This window comes from Micromonospora sediminimaris (assembly GCF_016863575.1).
Lineage (GTDB): Bacteria > Actinomycetota > Actinomycetes > Mycobacteriales > Micromonosporaceae > Micromonospora > Micromonospora sediminimaris.
In genome coordinates this window covers 120,364-136,500 of the sequence record NZ_BOPD01000013.1, presented here as the reverse complement: position 1 = coordinate 136,500, position 16,137 = coordinate 120,364, and the positions used below count along the sequence as shown (strand labels likewise).

Sequence of the window (16,137 nt, the reverse complement as noted above, 5' to 3'; positions counted from 1 at the left end):
CCGCTGCTACCGACAGGCAGTGTCCATGGTGTCCGTCCGCGTGCTGGTGAGCAACGTGTGTCGGCTGAGCTGCAGGTCGCCCTGGGTGAGGTCGTGCCGGAGCAGCCGGCCGCTGCCGTCGAAGAGCAACGTGTCCCACCGGCCATCCTGGTCCTCCGCCTGGAAGGCGACGCCGGGCTCGCCGTCGTCGTTCCGCAAGCTGCCGGCGAACTCGACGCCCGACATCTCGGCGAGTTCCTCCAGCAACACGGCACGCTGCGCGGGTACGAGTGGGTGATGCAGCATTATGCGGGCGATCAGCCGCAGCATCCCGCTGGTGGTACGCAGTTCGGGCGGCTGCCTGCCCCACCCCCGCAACAACTGAGCGCGTAACGCCTCCGGATCGTCCTTCGGGACCGGGCTGACCTCGTCCATCCTGCCCGGGGCGAACGGCGTTGTGGTGGCACGTCTCGACCCGGCCGGACCGAACTCGGTCGCCACCTTCCTGCCGCCGAGATCGGCCGTGAACCACAGCTCGTACCGGTGGCGGCTGGGCGACGACCGGCTCTCATCGGTGTCCCAGGACTGCACCTCATAGCGGGTGCACGCGTATCGGCCCGACGGCGGTTCCTCCACCACCTTGGCGACGTGCTCGGCGAACTCTGCGAGGTCAGTGGGCAGGGCCGGGCCGCGGTCGTGGTCCCGGTCGGGGGCGGACGGAGTCTCCCGCTCGTTGTCCGGGGCGACGGTCAGCGTGGGGGCGGCGACGCGTTCGCCCCGTCGTTCGGGCAGCACGACGTATCCCACGGTGCCGGCCAACCCCACGCCGGCCAGGGCCATCAGGGTACGCAGGCGGAACAGTGGCGGACGAAGGCGGCTGCGGCGGGTGGAGGCGATGTCGTCCTGCCGTGGCAGGCGAGGGCGTGGTGCCTGTAAACGCGTCGCCGCTGCGTCGGCGGCCGTACCGGTGTGATTCGCCCGCCAACGCGCCGCCGCGTCGTCCCGACCCGTACGTGCCTCGCCAGGGACCTGCAGCGCCGGCTCACGTGCCGGCTCGGGGGTCGCCACGAGGGGGACGTCGCGCAGTTGGTCGGTAGACCAGCGGGCCGGCCATCCGAGGTCGAGCCGGCTCTCCGATCCGTCGGCGTCGTGCCGTGCGGCCAACAGCGCCGACGGCGCGGACCGCGACAGCTCCGCGGCCAGCGTCGCCGCGTCGTCGACCGGCAGCAGGTCCAGGTACGCCTCAAGCGCCTCCGCAGCCAGCCGCAGACACCACCGGCGTCCCGTGTCGCCGATGTCGTCGAAGGTGAGGTGGAGCAGGGCGTGGGCGACCAGCGTGAGGCGCCACTGCCGGCGCCAGTCCTTTCCGAAGCCCGCCTGCCGGGCGTGCTCCCTGCCGGTCTGATCAATCTTGTCGATGAGCTGCGCGAGCCCTCGCAGCAGTTTCTCCGGGTAGTGAGCGTCCGGGTTGATGAGGTAGCGGCGGAGGGCGTCGGCCTGGTCGCGCGGCAACTCGTCGCCGGGCTCGCCCACCGGTGTGCGGGGTGCGACCGTCCTGAGCAGCGTGCCCAGCAGGCCGAAGGCGATGTCCCGGGTGAGCGGCCCGTCGGCCTGGTATCCGCCGGGGTCGACCAGCAGGAACCGACCGTACTGTCGTTCACCCCTCTCGGACGGGATGAGGACGTTGCCGCCGTTGAGGTCGCCGTGGCTGTGACCGACGAGGCAGTCCATCTCTAGCCGGCTGAGCGGTGAGTCCGGGGCGGTGAGGAGGGTGAGCGGATTCGGGCGGCGGTCGCCGCCGAGGACCAGCCACGCACCGGCATCCTCGGGTACGCCGAGGTCGGCGGCCACGGCCAGCACCGAAGTCACGGTGGCCATCCGCTCTACCTCGCCCCGGACGAACTCGCCCACGCTGGTCGTTCTCGTGCATACGCGGGGGCCGTGCAATCCCGATTCGGGCGCGTTCCAGTGGTTGACGAGCCCGTCGACGATCAGCGGCAGGGCGATGAGTCGTTCCTTGTAGCTCAACGCCGCGTAAGTCGTGACCTCGTCACCGCCGTTCGCGAACTGCTGGATCAGCAGCCGCCGGTCGTCATCGACCCGGTACCAGCCGAGCAGCCGGACGATGTGCCGCTCGGCGAAGCTCGGTGGGGAATTCTGTGCCGCCTCGTGCCCGGCGGTTATGTCCTCCGCCGAGTTCGCCGAGACGACCTTGACGATGAGGTTCTGCCTCATCTCCCGCCCGCCCTTGTTCCAGATCGCCGTGACGCAGCAGAGCAGGGCATCGGTGCGGTGCGGATCGGGGGCGAACTCCTCCACGAGTCGGACGTCGGTCGCCCGGGTGTACTCCCTGATGGCCGACCTGACGGCGTCCGGAAGCTGACGACCAGGCGAGAGTCTGTTGCCCATCTGCGTCGTTGACCCTTCGGGGACAAGGAACGGGATGGGCTACAGCCCGCCCGGTCCAGCCGCACGTTCCACTGCGTGACGGCTCAATGTAGCTGACTGTGGGCTTAATCAGAATGTTCTCTGCATCCCGGCCCGAAAACTACTAAAAGGTAACTAGTGGATCACCTTGCGCTGCGATGACAGAACGGTGGGTGACATCTAGCGGTCTGGATTTAGAATCGGGTACCGGACCCGGGAGGCCATCGTGACCGACCCCGCCAAGTCCCTGCTCAGCCGCCAGACCGAGCCCGAGATGATGGCCCTGCTGCGGGCCATGTCCGGCTGTCATGCGCGAGCGCAACGACTCGACAACCTGCGAATGATCTTCTCAATCCTGCTCGGTGTGGCAGGCGCGGTGGTGGCCCTCACCGGCGTGTCGTCCACGGTGGTCACCGCGGTCGGGGCGCTCTGGGCGCTGGCCAACGCGGTCGGGTTGGGCACCTGGTCCCGCGGGCAGCTCGGCCGCGCCGCCGTGCTTCAGGAGATGTTCGACGTCCGGCTCTTCGGGCTGCCGTGGAACACTGTGGCTGCTGGGGGCGAGGTGAGCGCGGCGGAAGTCAGCCGCCTGCACCGGGCCTACCGGGGCGACGAACGCTACTTGCGCGACTACTACGAGGTGCCGGCTCTACCTACCCCGTACGACGTGCTCGCCTGCCAGCAGCAGAACCTCGGCTGGGGCGCCCGGGTGCGCCGCCGCTACGCCCACGTGGTACTCGGCGGCACGGCTGTGTGGGCCGTGCTGGGTGTCGTGTTCGGCGTGACCGCCGGACTGACCGTCTCGCAACTGCTGCTCCAGTGGTACGTGCCGTCGCTGGGCGCGCTGCTGCTCGGCCTGGAGATCTACCGCAGCCAGCGGGACGTGGCGGCCGAACGGGAGCAGGCCCTCGCCGTGATGCAGGAGCGGATCGCCGCCACGGTGGCACGGCACGGCGCGCACGGCAGCGCCGAGCTGTTCACCCTGGCCCGGCAGATCCAGGATCTGATCTTCCGCAGCCGCCAACGGCAGACCCGCGTGCCCGACTGGTTCTTCCGGCGCTTCCACGCTGCGGACCGGCACGACTTCCAGGCCGCCATGACCACCCTCACCCGCCTCCTCCACGACGCCCGGCTCCTGACCCCTCCCCGTGCCGCAGCTCGCTGACCACCCATATCCCTCTACTCGTCGATCTTGCACTTTCGGTCGGCGAGATGACCGGGCTGTGCGCATTTGTCCCGACTGAAAGTGCATGATCGCCGCAGGCGGGGGGTGGATGGGGTGGGGCTTTAGCATGGGCGGGGTTTGGGTTAAGTGGTCAGGAGTGGCGTACGGACGGTGGCTTCCAGATTCGCGCGAGCCGTTGACCTGTCCATCTCCTGCGGGGTATTCACTCGGGCGAACAGGACTACTCGCTCACCGCCACCTCACCGAGCGGGAGCGGGCCTGGGCACACCGCGTCCTGCGGCCGGCTGGTGCCGCACGCGGTCACCCCGCCGACGGGCAGCGACGCCTACACGGTTCGGTTCAGCGGGTATACCTCGGGCGGGTACTACGGGGTGTTCGCTTTCGACATCGAGGTGCACTTCCGGGCGCCGGCAAGCCGCCCCCGGAGCAGCGGGCGACCGTACCCCGCTGACGTTGAAGTTCCACCACGACGACCTGTGAGGTGCTTCGGCGGCAAAGCCTCAAATCCCCATTCTGCCTTTGCAATACCATGCAAGTAGGTCCGCGCCGGACGTGTCGGGGCCGAAGTCGACGATGTCCTGAGCGACCTCGATGAGCTGCTCACGGAAGTCCTCGTGCGCTCCGTTGTCCGGGTCCTCGCCGGTCCCCCTGACGTAGAGGACGATGAACGCTGCGGGCCGTCTGTCCTTCTTGGGGCGGATGACACGGCCCATCCGCTGGATCATCTGGCGCTTGCTTTTGCTCCCCGCCATGACCACGCCGAGCTCCGCCTGAGGGACGTCGATCCCCTCGTCCAGGACCCGCGGTGCGGTAAGCACCTTCAACTTTCCTTCTCTGAACCCTGCCAAGCGGTCCTTGCGTTCATGCTGCTGAAGCTCGCTGGTGAACGCTTCCGCCAGCACACCGTTCCTACGCAGCACGGCCGCCGCCTGTTCTGCACTTGTTGTGGTCTCGCCGAAGACGAGCCCACGGTCCGCCGTGGCGAAGACGAGCGCCAGTGAGGCAAGGGCTTCCTGCTTGCTGCGGCATTCGGCCAACACCTGACGACGCTTGGTGAACGCGTTCAGGTAATTCCGGGCGTCTCTGGTGCGGGGGTCTGCCGCGCTGCCCTGGCTGAGCCTGTTGACAGCACCTATGAACTCGCCGAACGGTTCCTCCGGGCAGCCATGGTCCAAGATCATCCGGCGTCGGAGAGCCCTCGCGCGCTCGTCGTACTCGTCGTGCCTCTCCTGTTCATCCGGGCTGAAGTGCACCCCTAGAAAGCCGACGCGAAACGGAGCCAGGATCTCGTCGGTCAAGCCCCGCTCGTAGCTGCATCCCGCCACCACCCGGCCGAAGTACGGCTCCAGGTGCTCGATCAAGCCGTTGTCCTCGCGCGCGTACGTCGCGGTCAACCCCAGCCGTGCACCGAAGCCCGGCTCGAGGGCATAGGCGAAGGTTGGCGCCCCGTAGCGGTGCACCTCGTCGGCGACGAGCAGGCCGGGGGCGCCCAGCGGCAACATCTGGTGTCTGGCGGCAGAGTGGACGATGGCCACGAGGACCGAGTGGTCGTGGAGCGAGTCCTCGTGACCGCCTCCGAAGCGACCCACACGGACGCCCGGAAGAGCACGCCGTAGCACGTCGTGCCACTGGTCGAGCAGTTCACGCCCGGGCACGAGCACAAGTACCCGCTCGGCGGCATCCACGGCTGCCGCGGCCGCCAGCACTCCGACAGTGGTCTTGCCGGTGCCGGTGACGGCTTCCACGACGCCTCGTCGGCCCTGAGTACGCCACGCGGCCAACGCCTCGGTCTGCCAGGCACGCGGCTCGTTGCCGCGATAGCACCTTGGCAGCGCTGTCGCGGCCGCCGCGAGGATCGCCGCAAAGTCGTCTGCCGCTTCAGCAGCCATGCGCCAACGCGGTGGCGTGGCGCCATCATGAGCGAACAAAACGCTGTTGGCGTACAGCGCCCGGTTGACGTCTGTTGTGGTCAAGTTGGGCTGACCCAGGCGCCGCAACCCCGCCAGCAGCTGCCGCTTGTTCTGGCCTGGCTGGTCCGCCAGCAGGTGTTGCAGCAACATCCACATCAGCTCCCGCTGCACCCCGTTACCCTTCGATATTTTGTTCAAAGCTGTTGGCATCGGGCCCTGCCCCACGGAGGCCCGCCTCGCGGCGGCGGTACAACGGCGGTCACGCCGGCCCACCCGCATACTCTGGCGTCGCTCGCTGGAAGCTGATCTTTGCATCCGGGAACGTGTCCCGCAGAGTGGTCAGCGTGGGTTCGGTATTGCGGCCCCAAATCCTCCGTATCACCCACGTGCGGCACCGCGCGTCGCTTCTCGTAAAGGGCACGGCAGTCCTCCTCAGGAGGAGATCAAGGCGGACAGGCCACCAGCTTCGGAAAACGCTTGGCGGAGGCGCAACTGGGCGGCGATGAACCACTCGACGTACTCGTCCCAGTCGTCAGTGCTGGTGATCTCGCCGGCCCGGTATTCCGCGATGCGGCACCCCTTGCGGCCCGCGAGCGGCTCAAACGACAGAGTCGGGTACGACGGTTCGAGCTTCGATCGGGCGGCGGCGAAGCGTTGGTCGTTGACCGCGGGGTCGGGGTCCTGGAAGAAGATCTCGCTACCTAGCCCCGACCTGCCGAACGTACAGGCGAACGACAGACCACTCGTGCCGCTCGGCAGCGACTGCCAGTTCTGCGGCAGCCCCTTGAGCGACGTCGTCCACTGCAGCCCGCGGCCGTGAACGGCGTTCAGGAATCTGCTCCAGAATTCCCGGTACGCAAGGCTCCTGCTGCTCATCGTCGCGTCAGCCTGAGCCAGGGACTTCACCCTCTTGCCCCAGTCGTTCGGTTGAACGACCAGGCGCATCAGCGGTGCCGGTGGCGAGTCGCCGATCCGGACTGCACTGATCTCGATCCCGAAGAAGCGGGTGTTTTCATCGGTCCTGTTGTTCAACCAGTCCAGGGCCGCCCGGTGCTCCTCACGGAAGTTCGTCGCGATCCACACCACATTCACCGGGTCGGTACCGCCGGCGTACGTCAGCAATTGGCCAAGATGGCTGTGGTCTGTCCTCTCCAACTGGTTCTCGATGATGACCGTCTCGTTCGTCGCTTCATCGACCCCCATGAGGTCGAGGGAGAAGCCGCCGACGGGATGCTCTGCGGCCGAAAGGGACAGCTGCATCCCGAGTACTCCGCCGAGCACGTCGGCGTTGGCGAGTAGCCACGGCGGGAACGTGTGTGCCTCGTGCTTCCACACCGTGCGGATGTCCACCGCGTCGAGCGTGCCCAGCTCGGACAGGGCTGCACCGTCCACTATCGTCATACGGCTGACCGTATCGGTTGCTGGCGGGCCAGCGCTTTCCCACGTGAAGGCTGGGCTTTGCTGCGGCCGGTCAGTGAGCATGGCCCGGGATGTCTGCCGCCGGTCGGCCGAATGGTCCGAACCCGGCCCGGTCAGGCCTGCGGGACGCCCGCGATCCGGAAGATTCACTAGCATCACCCGTCTCTCAGCGCGGTGTTCCGCCCGCAGATGCCGACCCCTGGCCGGATAAGGAGTGGCTGACATGCAAAGCAGCGGCAAAAGTCAATTCGACCGGTTGCTGGACGGGCCGTACTACGACGCGGTGGTGGCGGCGAACCGGGCGTACCTGAAGGTGGCGGTCCCCGATGCTGCCGCCACCGAACGCGAGTACTGGACGCTGTCCTGCCTGCCAAGCACGGCAACGTGGCCCCGCCGGCTCTCTGCCGTGTCGATGAAGACCATGGAAACCTTCGTCCTGCACGAGCCGACCGGTCAGGGGGACGAGGCGCCGGAGGGCTTTGTCGTTGTCCGACGGTCGACCCTCAAGCGACACTGGTCGAGCCGGCGAGCGCTCGACCGGGCGTTCCCCGGGCTCACGGAGGAGCCGTCCGACTACGAGGACGCGGGCGAGGACCAGGCCACGGTTCGCGGTCGGTACGACCAACTTATCGCCGCTCTCACCGACGAGCGCTTCGCCTCCGCCGTACGCGACCTGGTGGCACCGCTGCTGGCTGTGCGGACGATGCACGGAGCCGGCCACAGCTATTCTCTCGTCGACCACGTGCTCGGTCGAGCCTCCAGACCGGCGGAGTGGATCTACCCGGTCAACGAGGAGAGCGAGAGCTGGGGGGACGATCCAGGAGTCCTGGAGACCTTCCACTCCGTTCGCGAGGGCGATGTGGCCGAGTGGCACCTGTCCTCGTGCTTCCACCAGATCAGGGCGGGCGACCGGATCTGGGTCTACGCCACGACACCGCATCGGCGGATCGTCGCAGCGGGTGTTGCCTGGTCGGATCCGTACGAGGTCGCCGACCAGGAAGCGGTGTACTGGCGGGTGGATATTCGGTGGGACCTCCCCCTCACCCGCTTTCTGCTCGCCACCGAGGCTGCCGGGTCAGAGGTGCTCGAGACGACTGTGCAGCGGGTACGGGCGATGCATCCGGCCGAGTCGGCGAAGCTGTCGAAGTTCCTCGACGGCCACCAGGCACCTGAACCCGCACGCCTGCCTGAGGGGCGGCGGCGACGGCTTGCGCAGGTGACGGCCCGCCAGGGACAGGCTGAATTCCGGCGTCGGCTGATGGCGGCGTACGGCGGACGGTGCGCGATCAGCGACTGCGACGTGGAAGTCGTGCTCCAGGCGGCACACATCGACCCATACAACGGGCCAGCCACCAACCGGGTCCCCAACGGCCTGCTGCTCCGGGCCGACCTGCACAACCTCTTCGATCGGGGGTACCTCTGGATCGACGGGACGTACCGGGTGCGGGTCGCTGAAGGGCTTGACCACTACGCTGACCTGGACGGCCAGCCCCTGCGTCGGGTGGCGGTCGAGGCGCGGCCGGACAAGGAGGCGTTGGCCCGCCACCGCAGCGAAGCGGTCAAGCGCCTCGACATCTGACCGTCGCGGGACCGTTCCTCGCCGATCAGATCGATACGGTCCGCCCTGGGTCGGCTCGACGAACCAGGAGTTCGTGCTGCTGACCGATCGCTTCCCGGATCTTCGCGCTGACCTGGACTCCGCCCCGGACCGCGTAGAGATCACTGTTAAAGCCTCCGGCCAGGTTGGGGTCAACGGGTGGGCGCAGTTGGAGGTGCTCGACGGGCTGCTGGAGTCCGTAGGCCGCCCCGTGCGCGGTGGCTGACGCGGTCTTGCAGTCGCCGGTCACCCATCGTTACGCCAGTGGATCAACCCTCGTGGGTCTTGCCCACTACTGACTGCCGGGGAGGTAGCCAGGCTCAGGCGTACGTGTCGCCGTACTCGCGGATGTCGTTGACGTCGAGGGTGACTCGGCTGTTGTCGGCCCACTCGCCGGTGGCCTGCTGCCAGCTGGGGTCGTCGCGCTCGTCGATCGCGGACCAGTTCGGCCGGTGGTGGCGGAGGTAGATGGGGCCTGTCGACGCGCTAGGGGCCAGCTTCCCGGCGGCGAAGGTCAGTTCGATCCAGCCGGGGATCGGGGTACCGGGCGGCGGGAAGACCGTCGGGGTGGGCGTCGGGGTCGGCGGCAGCGGCGACGTGGTCGTCGCGGGGAACAATGACGATCCCGAGGCGGGCGGCGATGGCGCAGCCGGCGGTGTCGACACCGGCGCGGTCGGCGGGCCCGGCGGCAGGGGCGGTGGGAAGAACTGGATGTGGCGGTGCACGTTCGCGCAGCCGATCGCCGCCCAGTCGCAGTTGGTGGTCAGCGAGGTGTTTCCACCCTCGAACGTCAGGTGGTAACGCACCCGCACGTCCGCCAGGTCGAGCGGGGCGGTGCCCGTGTTGACGACCTGGAGGACGTGCTGGATCTGGCTGTCCGTCGGTGACCAGCTGAGGTTGCGGTAGCTGACCCGCGCCTTCCCGTAAGCGGTGCGCACCGGGTTCACGGGCGAGTCGAGGGAGTACCCGGCGTCGGTGTACGCCCAGACGGTGAGCCGGTATTCGGTGCCCGGCGCGAGATCGGTGAGGGTGAGGTCGGTGCCGGTGGTGGTGCCGAGGCTGCGGTACACGTTGGGGCCGAGCCAGGCCCGCACCTCGTGCCGGATGGGCGTCCCGCCCGGCTCGCCGATCCAGGTCGACGGTGCCCAGGTGAGGGTGAGCAGGTGCGGCTCGTTGGCCACCACGACCGGTGCGCCGGGAGTGGTCAGCACCGGATCGTCGGCCGCGTGGGCGACGGCGGTACCGGAGAGCCCGAGCACGATGCCGAGGACGGCGACGAGGGTGACTTGACGAGCACGCATAGTGCGCATGCTAGAGAGCAGCATGCATGAATATCAATGGCCAGGGTCGCGGTCCCGCTCGGCTCAGACCCCTGGCCTTGGCGTGGCGGCGATCTGGGTGACGAGGAAGTCGAGCCGCTCGGCCTGGCCGTTCGGGGGGATGCGCCCGCTCTCGGTCAGGGCGGCTATGCCGTGCAGCGCGCTCCAGGTGACTTCGGCGAACAGTTCGCGTCGCTGATTGTCCGGGTGGAAGCAGTTGACGAACTCGTCGAAAGCGGCGCGCAATGGCGGTGGCGTCTCGGCGTGCGCGAACTTCACGTCGGTCGGCAGCATGAACATGGCCTGGTAGAGGGCGGGCTGCTCGGTGGCGAACTCCAGGTAGGCGCGGCAGACGGCGTGCAGTGCCGCGGGCGACGCGGGGTCGGTGAGCCGGGCACGGCGCAGGCGGGTCGCGAGTTCGCCGAAGCCTTCGATGGCGACGGCGCGCATGATGTCGTCCTTGCCGGTGAAGTGGCTGTAGAGCACGGGCTGGCTGTACTCGACGCGCTCGGCCAGCCGCCGCGTTGTCACCGCCTCCCACCCTTCGGCCTCGGCGAGTTCGCGGGCGGCCGTGATGATCAGCTGGTGGCGCTGGGCTCGTTCGCGTTCGCGGCGTTCGGAGATGGCGGACATGACCTGATCCTAGCAGTGCTAGACATGCTGTCGACGGCAACGTATCGTCGCTACAACATCTAGCGCCGCTAGGAATCAAGCGAGGGGAACAACCCATGCTCAGCAACATCGCCACTGTGCTCGCCGGACTGGTCGGTGCGGCCGTCATCGTCATGGGCGCCCGCGCCTTCTGGGCACCGCAGGGCGCGGCAGGCTTTGGCATCCCCGACACCCCGACCGAGGACCGGGCCTTTCACGCCTGGCTGGCCGTCAAGGCCGTGCGGGACATCGCCGCGGGGCTCTTCATCCTCATCGTGGTGGTCGGCGGGACAACCCACCTGCTGGGCGGGCTCATGCTGGCCGCCACCCTCATCCCCCTCGGCGACGCGCTGATCGTGCTGCGCAGCGGTGGGCCCAAGGTGGCCGTCTACGGCATCCACGGCGCTACCGCAGTGGTGATGCTGGCGATCAGCGTGCTCCTGCTCATCGCGTAACCCGGTCGCCCTCGTTGCCGGCCGGTTCCATTGATGCGGCGGCCGGAGCCCCTGCGGGTGAACCCCGACGCAATCCCGGGGCGACCAGGCAGTGACCTGAGCAAATTTCACCACTAGCGTCGGTCGGGTCTGGACAGACACATCTCTCGGGGGAGGACGTTCCATGTGCCACCACCAGCGAGCCGCCCGATGAAGCCACGCTCACTCATCGCCACGGCCACCGCCACCGCCCTGGTCGCCACCGGCCTCGCCGTGACCGGCGGGACCGCCGTCGCGCACGGCGGCGGCTACTCGGCCCTGATCCAGCGGGCCTCGTACGGCGTACCGCACATCACCGCGCGCGACTTCGCCAGCCTCGGCTACGGCGTCGGGTACGCGCAGGCGGAGGACAACGTCTGCCTGATCGCCGAGAGCGTGGTGACCGTCGGCGCGCAACGGTCCCGGTTCTTCGGCGCCGACACCGACAACGTCGCCAGCGACCTGTTCCACCAGAAGGCGATCGACGACCGGGTCGCCGAGCGCTGGCTCGTCGGCCGGCGCGACGGTCTGCGCGCACCCTCAAACGAGGTACGCGACCAGATGCGCGGCTTCGCCGCCGGCTACAACGCCTACCTGCGGACGGGAAAGGTAAACGACCCCGCCTGCGCCGGCCGGCCGTGGCTGCGCCCGATCACCGAGCTGGACCTGTGGCGTACCCAGTGGACGGCCATGGTCCGGGCCGGTTCCGCCGCACTCGCCGACGGTATCGTCGCCGCCGTGCCACCCCGGGTGGACGGAACCAGCGCGCCGGTGAGCGCCCCGCAGGCGGAAGCCGTGGTCACCGCCCGGGACGGCGCGCCGGCCGGGGTGGGCAGCAACGCGTACGGTCTGGGACGTCGCGCCACCACCAGCGGTGCCGGCATGCTGCTGGCGAACCCGCACTTTCCGTGGGATGGCGCGGACCGTTTCTACCGGATGCGGCTCAAGGTGCCCGGTCGGTACGACGTGGAGGGCGCGGCCCTGATCGGTGACCCACTCATCGAGATCGGGCACAACGGCAAGGTTGCCTGGTCGCACACCGTCTCCACCGCCCGACGTTTCGTCTGGCACCGGCTCACGCTGGTGCCCGGCGACCCGACGAGCTACCGCTACGACGGCCGGACCCGGAAGATGACCGCCCGCACGGTCACCGTCCGGACTCCCGACGGCCCGGTCAGCCGTACCCTCTACGACACCCACTTCGGCCCGGTCGTCGTGGTGCCGGGCCGCTTCGACTGGACCACCGACACGGCGTACGCGATCACCGACGTCAACGCCACGAACAACCGTGCGCTTGACGGCTGGCTCGCCATGGGCCGGGCGAAGTCGGTGGGTGAGCTGCGGTCGGTGCTGGACCGGCGGCAGTTCCTGCCCTGGGTCAATGTCATCGCCGCCGACCGGGACGGGCGGGCCCTCTACGCCGACCACTCCGTCGTGCCCCGGGTCACCGACGCCCTCGCGGCCGCGTGCATTCCCACGTCCTTCAAGAGTTTGTACGCGACAAGCGGCCAGGCCGTCCTCGACGGCTCCCGGTCATCGTGTGAGCTGGGCCGGGACCGGGACGCGGCGGTGCCCGGCATTCTCGGGCCGGCGAACCTGCCCACACTTGTCCGCGACGACTACGTGACCAACTCCAACGACAGCTACTGGTTGGCCAACCCGGCTCGCCCGCTCGTCGGGTACCCGCGCATCATCGGCGACGAGCGGACCGCCCGCAGCCTGCGGACCCGGCTCGGCGTCCACCAGGTGCGGCAACGTCTCGCCGGCACCGACGGGCTGCCCGGCCGGGGATTCACCGCCGGCAGGCTGTGGGACGTGACGCTCGGCAACCGGGCGTACGGCGGCGAACTGGTCCGCGACGACCTGGTCCGGCTCTGCGAAGCTCAGCCGACGGCCACCGCCTCGGACGGCACCACCGTCGACCTGACGGCCGCCTGCGCCGCGCTCCGTCGCTGGGACCTCCGGGTCGACCTGGGCAGCCGGGGCTCGCACGTGTTCACCGAGTTCGCCCGGGCCGGCGGCCTGCGTTTCGCCGACCCGTTCGACCCGGACGCCCCGCTGACCACGCCGAACCGGCTCGCGGTCGACGACCCGAGGGTGCGTACGGCGCTCGCCGACGCCGTCCAACTGCTCGGCGGCATCCCACTGGACGCCCGCCTCGGCGACATCCAGACCGAACCCCGTGGCGCCGAACGCATTCCCATCCACGGCGGCTGGCCGGACGCCGGTGTCTTCAACATGATCATCAACCAGGTGCAGCCCGGCGTCGGCTACCCGAAGGTGCGGCACGGCACGTCGTACCTGATGGCCGTCGAGCTGGGTCGCGACGGGCCGTCGGGTCGGCAGCTGCTGACCTACTCGCAGTCGGCCAACCCGAACTCGCCCTGGTACGCCGACCAGACCCGGCTGTACTCGGCCAAGGGCTGGGACAACATCAAGTTCACCCAGAAGCAGCTGCGGGCCGACCCGAACCTGGTCACGTACCGGGTGGGAGAGCGCCGCCGCTGACCGACGGGAGTGGGAGTCGCGAGTCGCGGCATGTTGGGCGTGCCGTGCTGGGTTGTGGGGTCGCGAGTTGCGGCATGTTGGGCTTCCTGGTTCGCGGGAAGGTGCGAGATGCCGCATGTCGGGTGGCAGCCCAGGTCGGACCTTGGCAGGTCGGGCGGTCGGCGGCGTAATCGGGGTGGGTGCGTGGCTCGGCGGTGGGCTGGGCGGCTCGGGGTGGGTTGGGCGGCTCGGGGTGGGCTGGTGGCGGGTCGTCGTCCGGCCGGATCCGCGTCACGCAGCCGGCGGCTGGTAGGTGACGGGTAGCCGGACGGCGGCGTCGATCTCCGTCGTGGTGAGCAGCGGCACGATCCGGGCGTCGACGCCGCCTGCCGCCCGCACGGCGATGCCGAGCGCGGCGGCGGTGACGTTGTCCGGCACCTCGCAGAGCACGTACAGGTCGAACTGGCCGAACGCGTAGTACACCGCCTCCACCTGCCCGCCGGCGTTCTCGATCAGCGCCTCGATCACCTCGGCCCGCGCCGTACCGCCTTCCTTGGCCAGCCCGGCCATTCCCGGAACCGTGTAGATCGCTGTGACCAGGAACTTCGCCACGCTGGCACCACCTTCCCGCCTCCGCCCGACCCGGTCGCGCCTACCCGCTTTCCGCCCGGTCACGCCTCGCGGCACAAGATCAGCGTGGCCGTGCTCACAGAACGCTCTGCTGGTCGCTAAACGGGCGGCGAAGTGTCGTTGGCGGGGGCTACTGTGCCGTGCGGGCTTCACCACCGCCGTCGCGCTGGCCAGTGGGCGCCACGTCGGCCACCACCGCTCGTCCTTCGGACAGTTCCGACAACAGGAGACTTCGTGACACAGCAATCCGTCGCGGCACCGCAGCCTGTCCCGACCTCGGACAAGCTCGACGCTGCGGTACTCAAGGTGGCCGGCGTCGTCGTGCTCGGTGCGCTCATGTCGATCCTCGACGTGACGGTGGTCAGCGTCGCCCTGCCGACGTTCCAGAGCGAGTTCGACGCCTCGTACGCCCGCGTCGCCTGGACGATGACCGGCTACACGCTCGCGCTGGCCACTGTCATCCCGCTCAGCGGATGGGCCGCGGACCGGTTCGGCACCAAGCGCCTCTACATGATGGCCCTGGCGCTGTTCACCATCGGCTCGGGCCTGTGCGCCACCGCCGACACGATCGGCGAGTTGATCACGTACCGGGTCCTGCAGGGTCTCGGTGGCGGCATGCTCATGCCGATCGGCATGGCGATCATGACGCGGGCGGCCGGCCCGAACCGGATCGGCCGACTGATGGCGGTGCTCGGCATCCCGATGCTGCTCGGCCCGATCGGCGGCCCGATCCTGGGCGGCTGGCTGATCGACGTGGCGAGCTGGCACTGGATCTTCCTGATCAACCTGCCGATCGGCATCGTCGCGCTGGTGTACGCCCAGCTGGCCCTGCCGAAGGACAGCCCGCAGCCCTCCGAGTCGTTCGACTTCCTCGGCATGCTGATGCTCTCGCCGGGTCTCGCCCTCTTCCTGTACGGCGTCTCCACGTTGCCCGAGGCCGGGACCTTCGCCGACGCCGAGGTGTGGGGGCCGATGCTGGTCGGTGCCGCACTGGTGGTGGCGTTCGTCGTCTACTCGTTCAAGCCCCGGCACCCGCTGCTCGACCTGCGGCTGTTCCGTAACCGCAGGCTGACCGTCGCGGCGTTGACCATGTTCGTCTTCATCATCGCCTTCATGGGCGCCGGCCTGCTGTTCCCGAGCTATTTCCTCCAGGTACGCGGTGAGTCGACCCTGCACGCCGGCCTGCTGATGGCCCCGCAGGGCATCGGCGCCATGGTCACCATGCCGATCGCCGGCATGCTCGCCGACAAGGTGCCGGTCGGCCGGACGGTGCCGTTCGCGCTGCTGCTCATCCTCGCCGGCTTCTTCACCTTCACCCAGCTCGACGCGGACACCTCCTACGTGCTGCTCTGCGGCTCGCTGTTCGTGATGGGTCTGGGCATGGGCGGCACGATGATGCCGGTGATGACGTCGGCGCTGAAGACGCTTACCGGGCACGAGGTGGCACGAGGTTCCACGCTTGTGAACATCCTCCAGCAGATCGGCGGTTCCGTCGGTGCCGCGGTGATGTCGGTGATCCTCACCAACGAGCTGAACGGCTCCCGGCAGATCCCCGGCCTCACCGACGAGAACGGCAACCCGGTCACCGAGGCCGGCTTGGCGATCGCCGCCCAGCAACGGCCGGAGCTGGCACAGCAGCTTCCCGACCCGTCACTCGTCGAGCGTGGGCTGGACTTCGCCGCCAACTCCTTCGCCACCACCTTCTGGGTAGCGTTCGCCCTGGTGGCGGCGACGTTCATCCCGGCCGCGTTCCTGCCCAGGCGGCGGGAACGGTCCCACCTGCTCGACGACCAGCCCGGCGACCAGCCAGGTGACCAGCCGGACGACCAGCCGAAGATCCCGGTCATCGTCCACTGACCGCTCCGCCCCGTCGTGGCGTCGCCGGGCCGCTCAGGTTGGCTCCGCTTCGGCGTTGCCGGCCCGCAGCTTGGCCGCCAGCTTGCGGCATGTCGGGTCTTCCGGGCCGTGGGAAGCCCCGACATGCCGCATATCGCTCGCGGCGCTTGGCGTTCGGGCGGGCTCGCGGCGCTTGGCGTCGGGCGGGCGGGACGGCGCGTGGTCT

12 protein-coding genes are annotated in these 16,137 nt (G+C 69.0%); 6 read left to right on the top strand and 6 right to left on the bottom strand.

Annotated elements, in window-relative coordinates; translation table 11 throughout:
* Nucleotides 1–6: 6 nt before the first annotated feature.
* Nucleotides 7–2,388 (bottom strand): hypothetical protein, encoded by a 2,382-nt coding sequence (locus tag Vse01_RS11885; RefSeq protein WP_093401970.1) that lies wholly within the window; start codon nucleotides 2,386–2,388, stop codon nucleotides 7–9.
* Nucleotides 2,389–2,632: 244 nt separating this feature from the next.
* Between Vse01_RS11885 and Vse01_RS11880 the strand changes: the two genes are divergently transcribed.
* Nucleotides 2,633–3,568 (top strand): S-4TM family putative pore-forming effector, encoded by a 936-nt coding sequence (locus Vse01_RS11880; RefSeq protein WP_093401969.1) that lies wholly within the window; start codon nucleotides 2,633–2,635, stop codon nucleotides 3,566–3,568.
* Nucleotides 3,569–4,089: 521 nt separating this feature from the next.
* Here the strand turns inward: Vse01_RS11880 and Vse01_RS11875 are convergent.
* On the bottom strand, nucleotides 4,090–5,670 hold the full coding sequence (locus Vse01_RS11875) for a DEAD/DEAH box helicase (protein WP_170863301.1): 1,581 nt from the start codon (nucleotides 5,668–5,670) through the stop codon (nucleotides 4,090–4,092).
* A 261-nt stretch (nucleotides 5,671–5,931) separates the two neighbouring features.
* Nucleotides 5,932–6,900 (bottom strand): DUF4268 domain-containing protein, encoded by a 969-nt coding sequence (locus Vse01_RS11870; RefSeq protein ID WP_170863300.1) that lies wholly within the window; start codon nucleotides 6,898–6,900, stop codon nucleotides 5,932–5,934.
* A gap of 241 nt (nucleotides 6,901–7,141) precedes the next feature.
* Between Vse01_RS11870 and Vse01_RS11865 the strand changes: the two genes are divergently transcribed.
* Both Vse01_RS11865 and Vse01_RS11860 read left to right on the top strand, forming a co-directional pair.
* Complete coding sequence (locus Vse01_RS11865; protein ID WP_093401966.1) at nucleotides 7,142–8,497, top strand: HNH endonuclease; 1,356 nt, start codon at nucleotides 7,142–7,144, stop codon at nucleotides 8,495–8,497.
* A 73-nt stretch (nucleotides 8,498–8,570) separates the two neighbouring features.
* Complete coding sequence (locus tag Vse01_RS11860) at nucleotides 8,571–8,741, top strand: hypothetical protein (protein ID WP_170863299.1); 171 nt, start codon at nucleotides 8,571–8,573, stop codon at nucleotides 8,739–8,741.
* Between the two features lie 94 nt (nucleotides 8,742–8,835).
* Here the strand turns inward: Vse01_RS11860 and Vse01_RS11855 are convergent, their stop codons facing one another.
* Nucleotides 8,836–9,816, bottom strand: a complete 981-nt coding sequence (locus Vse01_RS11855; RefSeq protein ID WP_093401965.1) for a cellulose binding domain-containing protein — start codon at nucleotides 9,814–9,816, stop codon at nucleotides 8,836–8,838.
* Nucleotides 9,817–9,879: 63 nt separating this feature from the next.
* Nucleotides 9,880–10,467, bottom strand: a complete 588-nt coding sequence (locus Vse01_RS11850; protein WP_093401964.1) for a TetR/AcrR family transcriptional regulator — start codon at nucleotides 10,465–10,467, stop codon at nucleotides 9,880–9,882.
* A gap of 95 nt (nucleotides 10,468–10,562) precedes the next feature.
* On the opposite strand from Vse01_RS11850, the gene Vse01_RS11845 reads away from it, so the two are divergent.
* Both Vse01_RS11845 and Vse01_RS11840 read left to right on the top strand, forming a co-directional pair.
* Entirely contained in the window at nucleotides 10,563–10,940 is a 378-nt protein-coding gene (locus Vse01_RS11845; RefSeq protein WP_093401963.1) for a DUF4267 domain-containing protein, read from the top strand.
* Between the two features lie 189 nt (nucleotides 10,941–11,129).
* A complete protein-coding gene (locus Vse01_RS11840; RefSeq protein WP_093401962.1) occupies nucleotides 11,130–13,466 on the top strand; it encodes an acylase in 2,337 nt (778 codons plus the stop codon).
* 270 nt (nucleotides 13,467–13,736) lie between these two features.
* Here the strand turns inward: Vse01_RS11840 and Vse01_RS11835 are convergent, their stop codons facing one another.
* On the bottom strand, nucleotides 13,737–14,057 hold the full coding sequence (locus Vse01_RS11835) for a GYD domain-containing protein (RefSeq protein ID WP_093401961.1): 321 nt from the start codon (nucleotides 14,055–14,057) through the stop codon (nucleotides 13,737–13,739).
* A gap of 252 nt (nucleotides 14,058–14,309) precedes the next feature.
* On the opposite strand from Vse01_RS11835, the gene Vse01_RS11830 reads away from it, so the two are divergent.
* On the top strand, nucleotides 14,310–15,932 hold the full coding sequence (locus Vse01_RS11830; RefSeq protein WP_093401960.1) for a DHA2 family efflux MFS transporter permease subunit: 1,623 nt from the start codon (nucleotides 14,310–14,312) through the stop codon (nucleotides 15,930–15,932).
* Nucleotides 15,933–16,137: the final 205 nt, after the last annotated feature.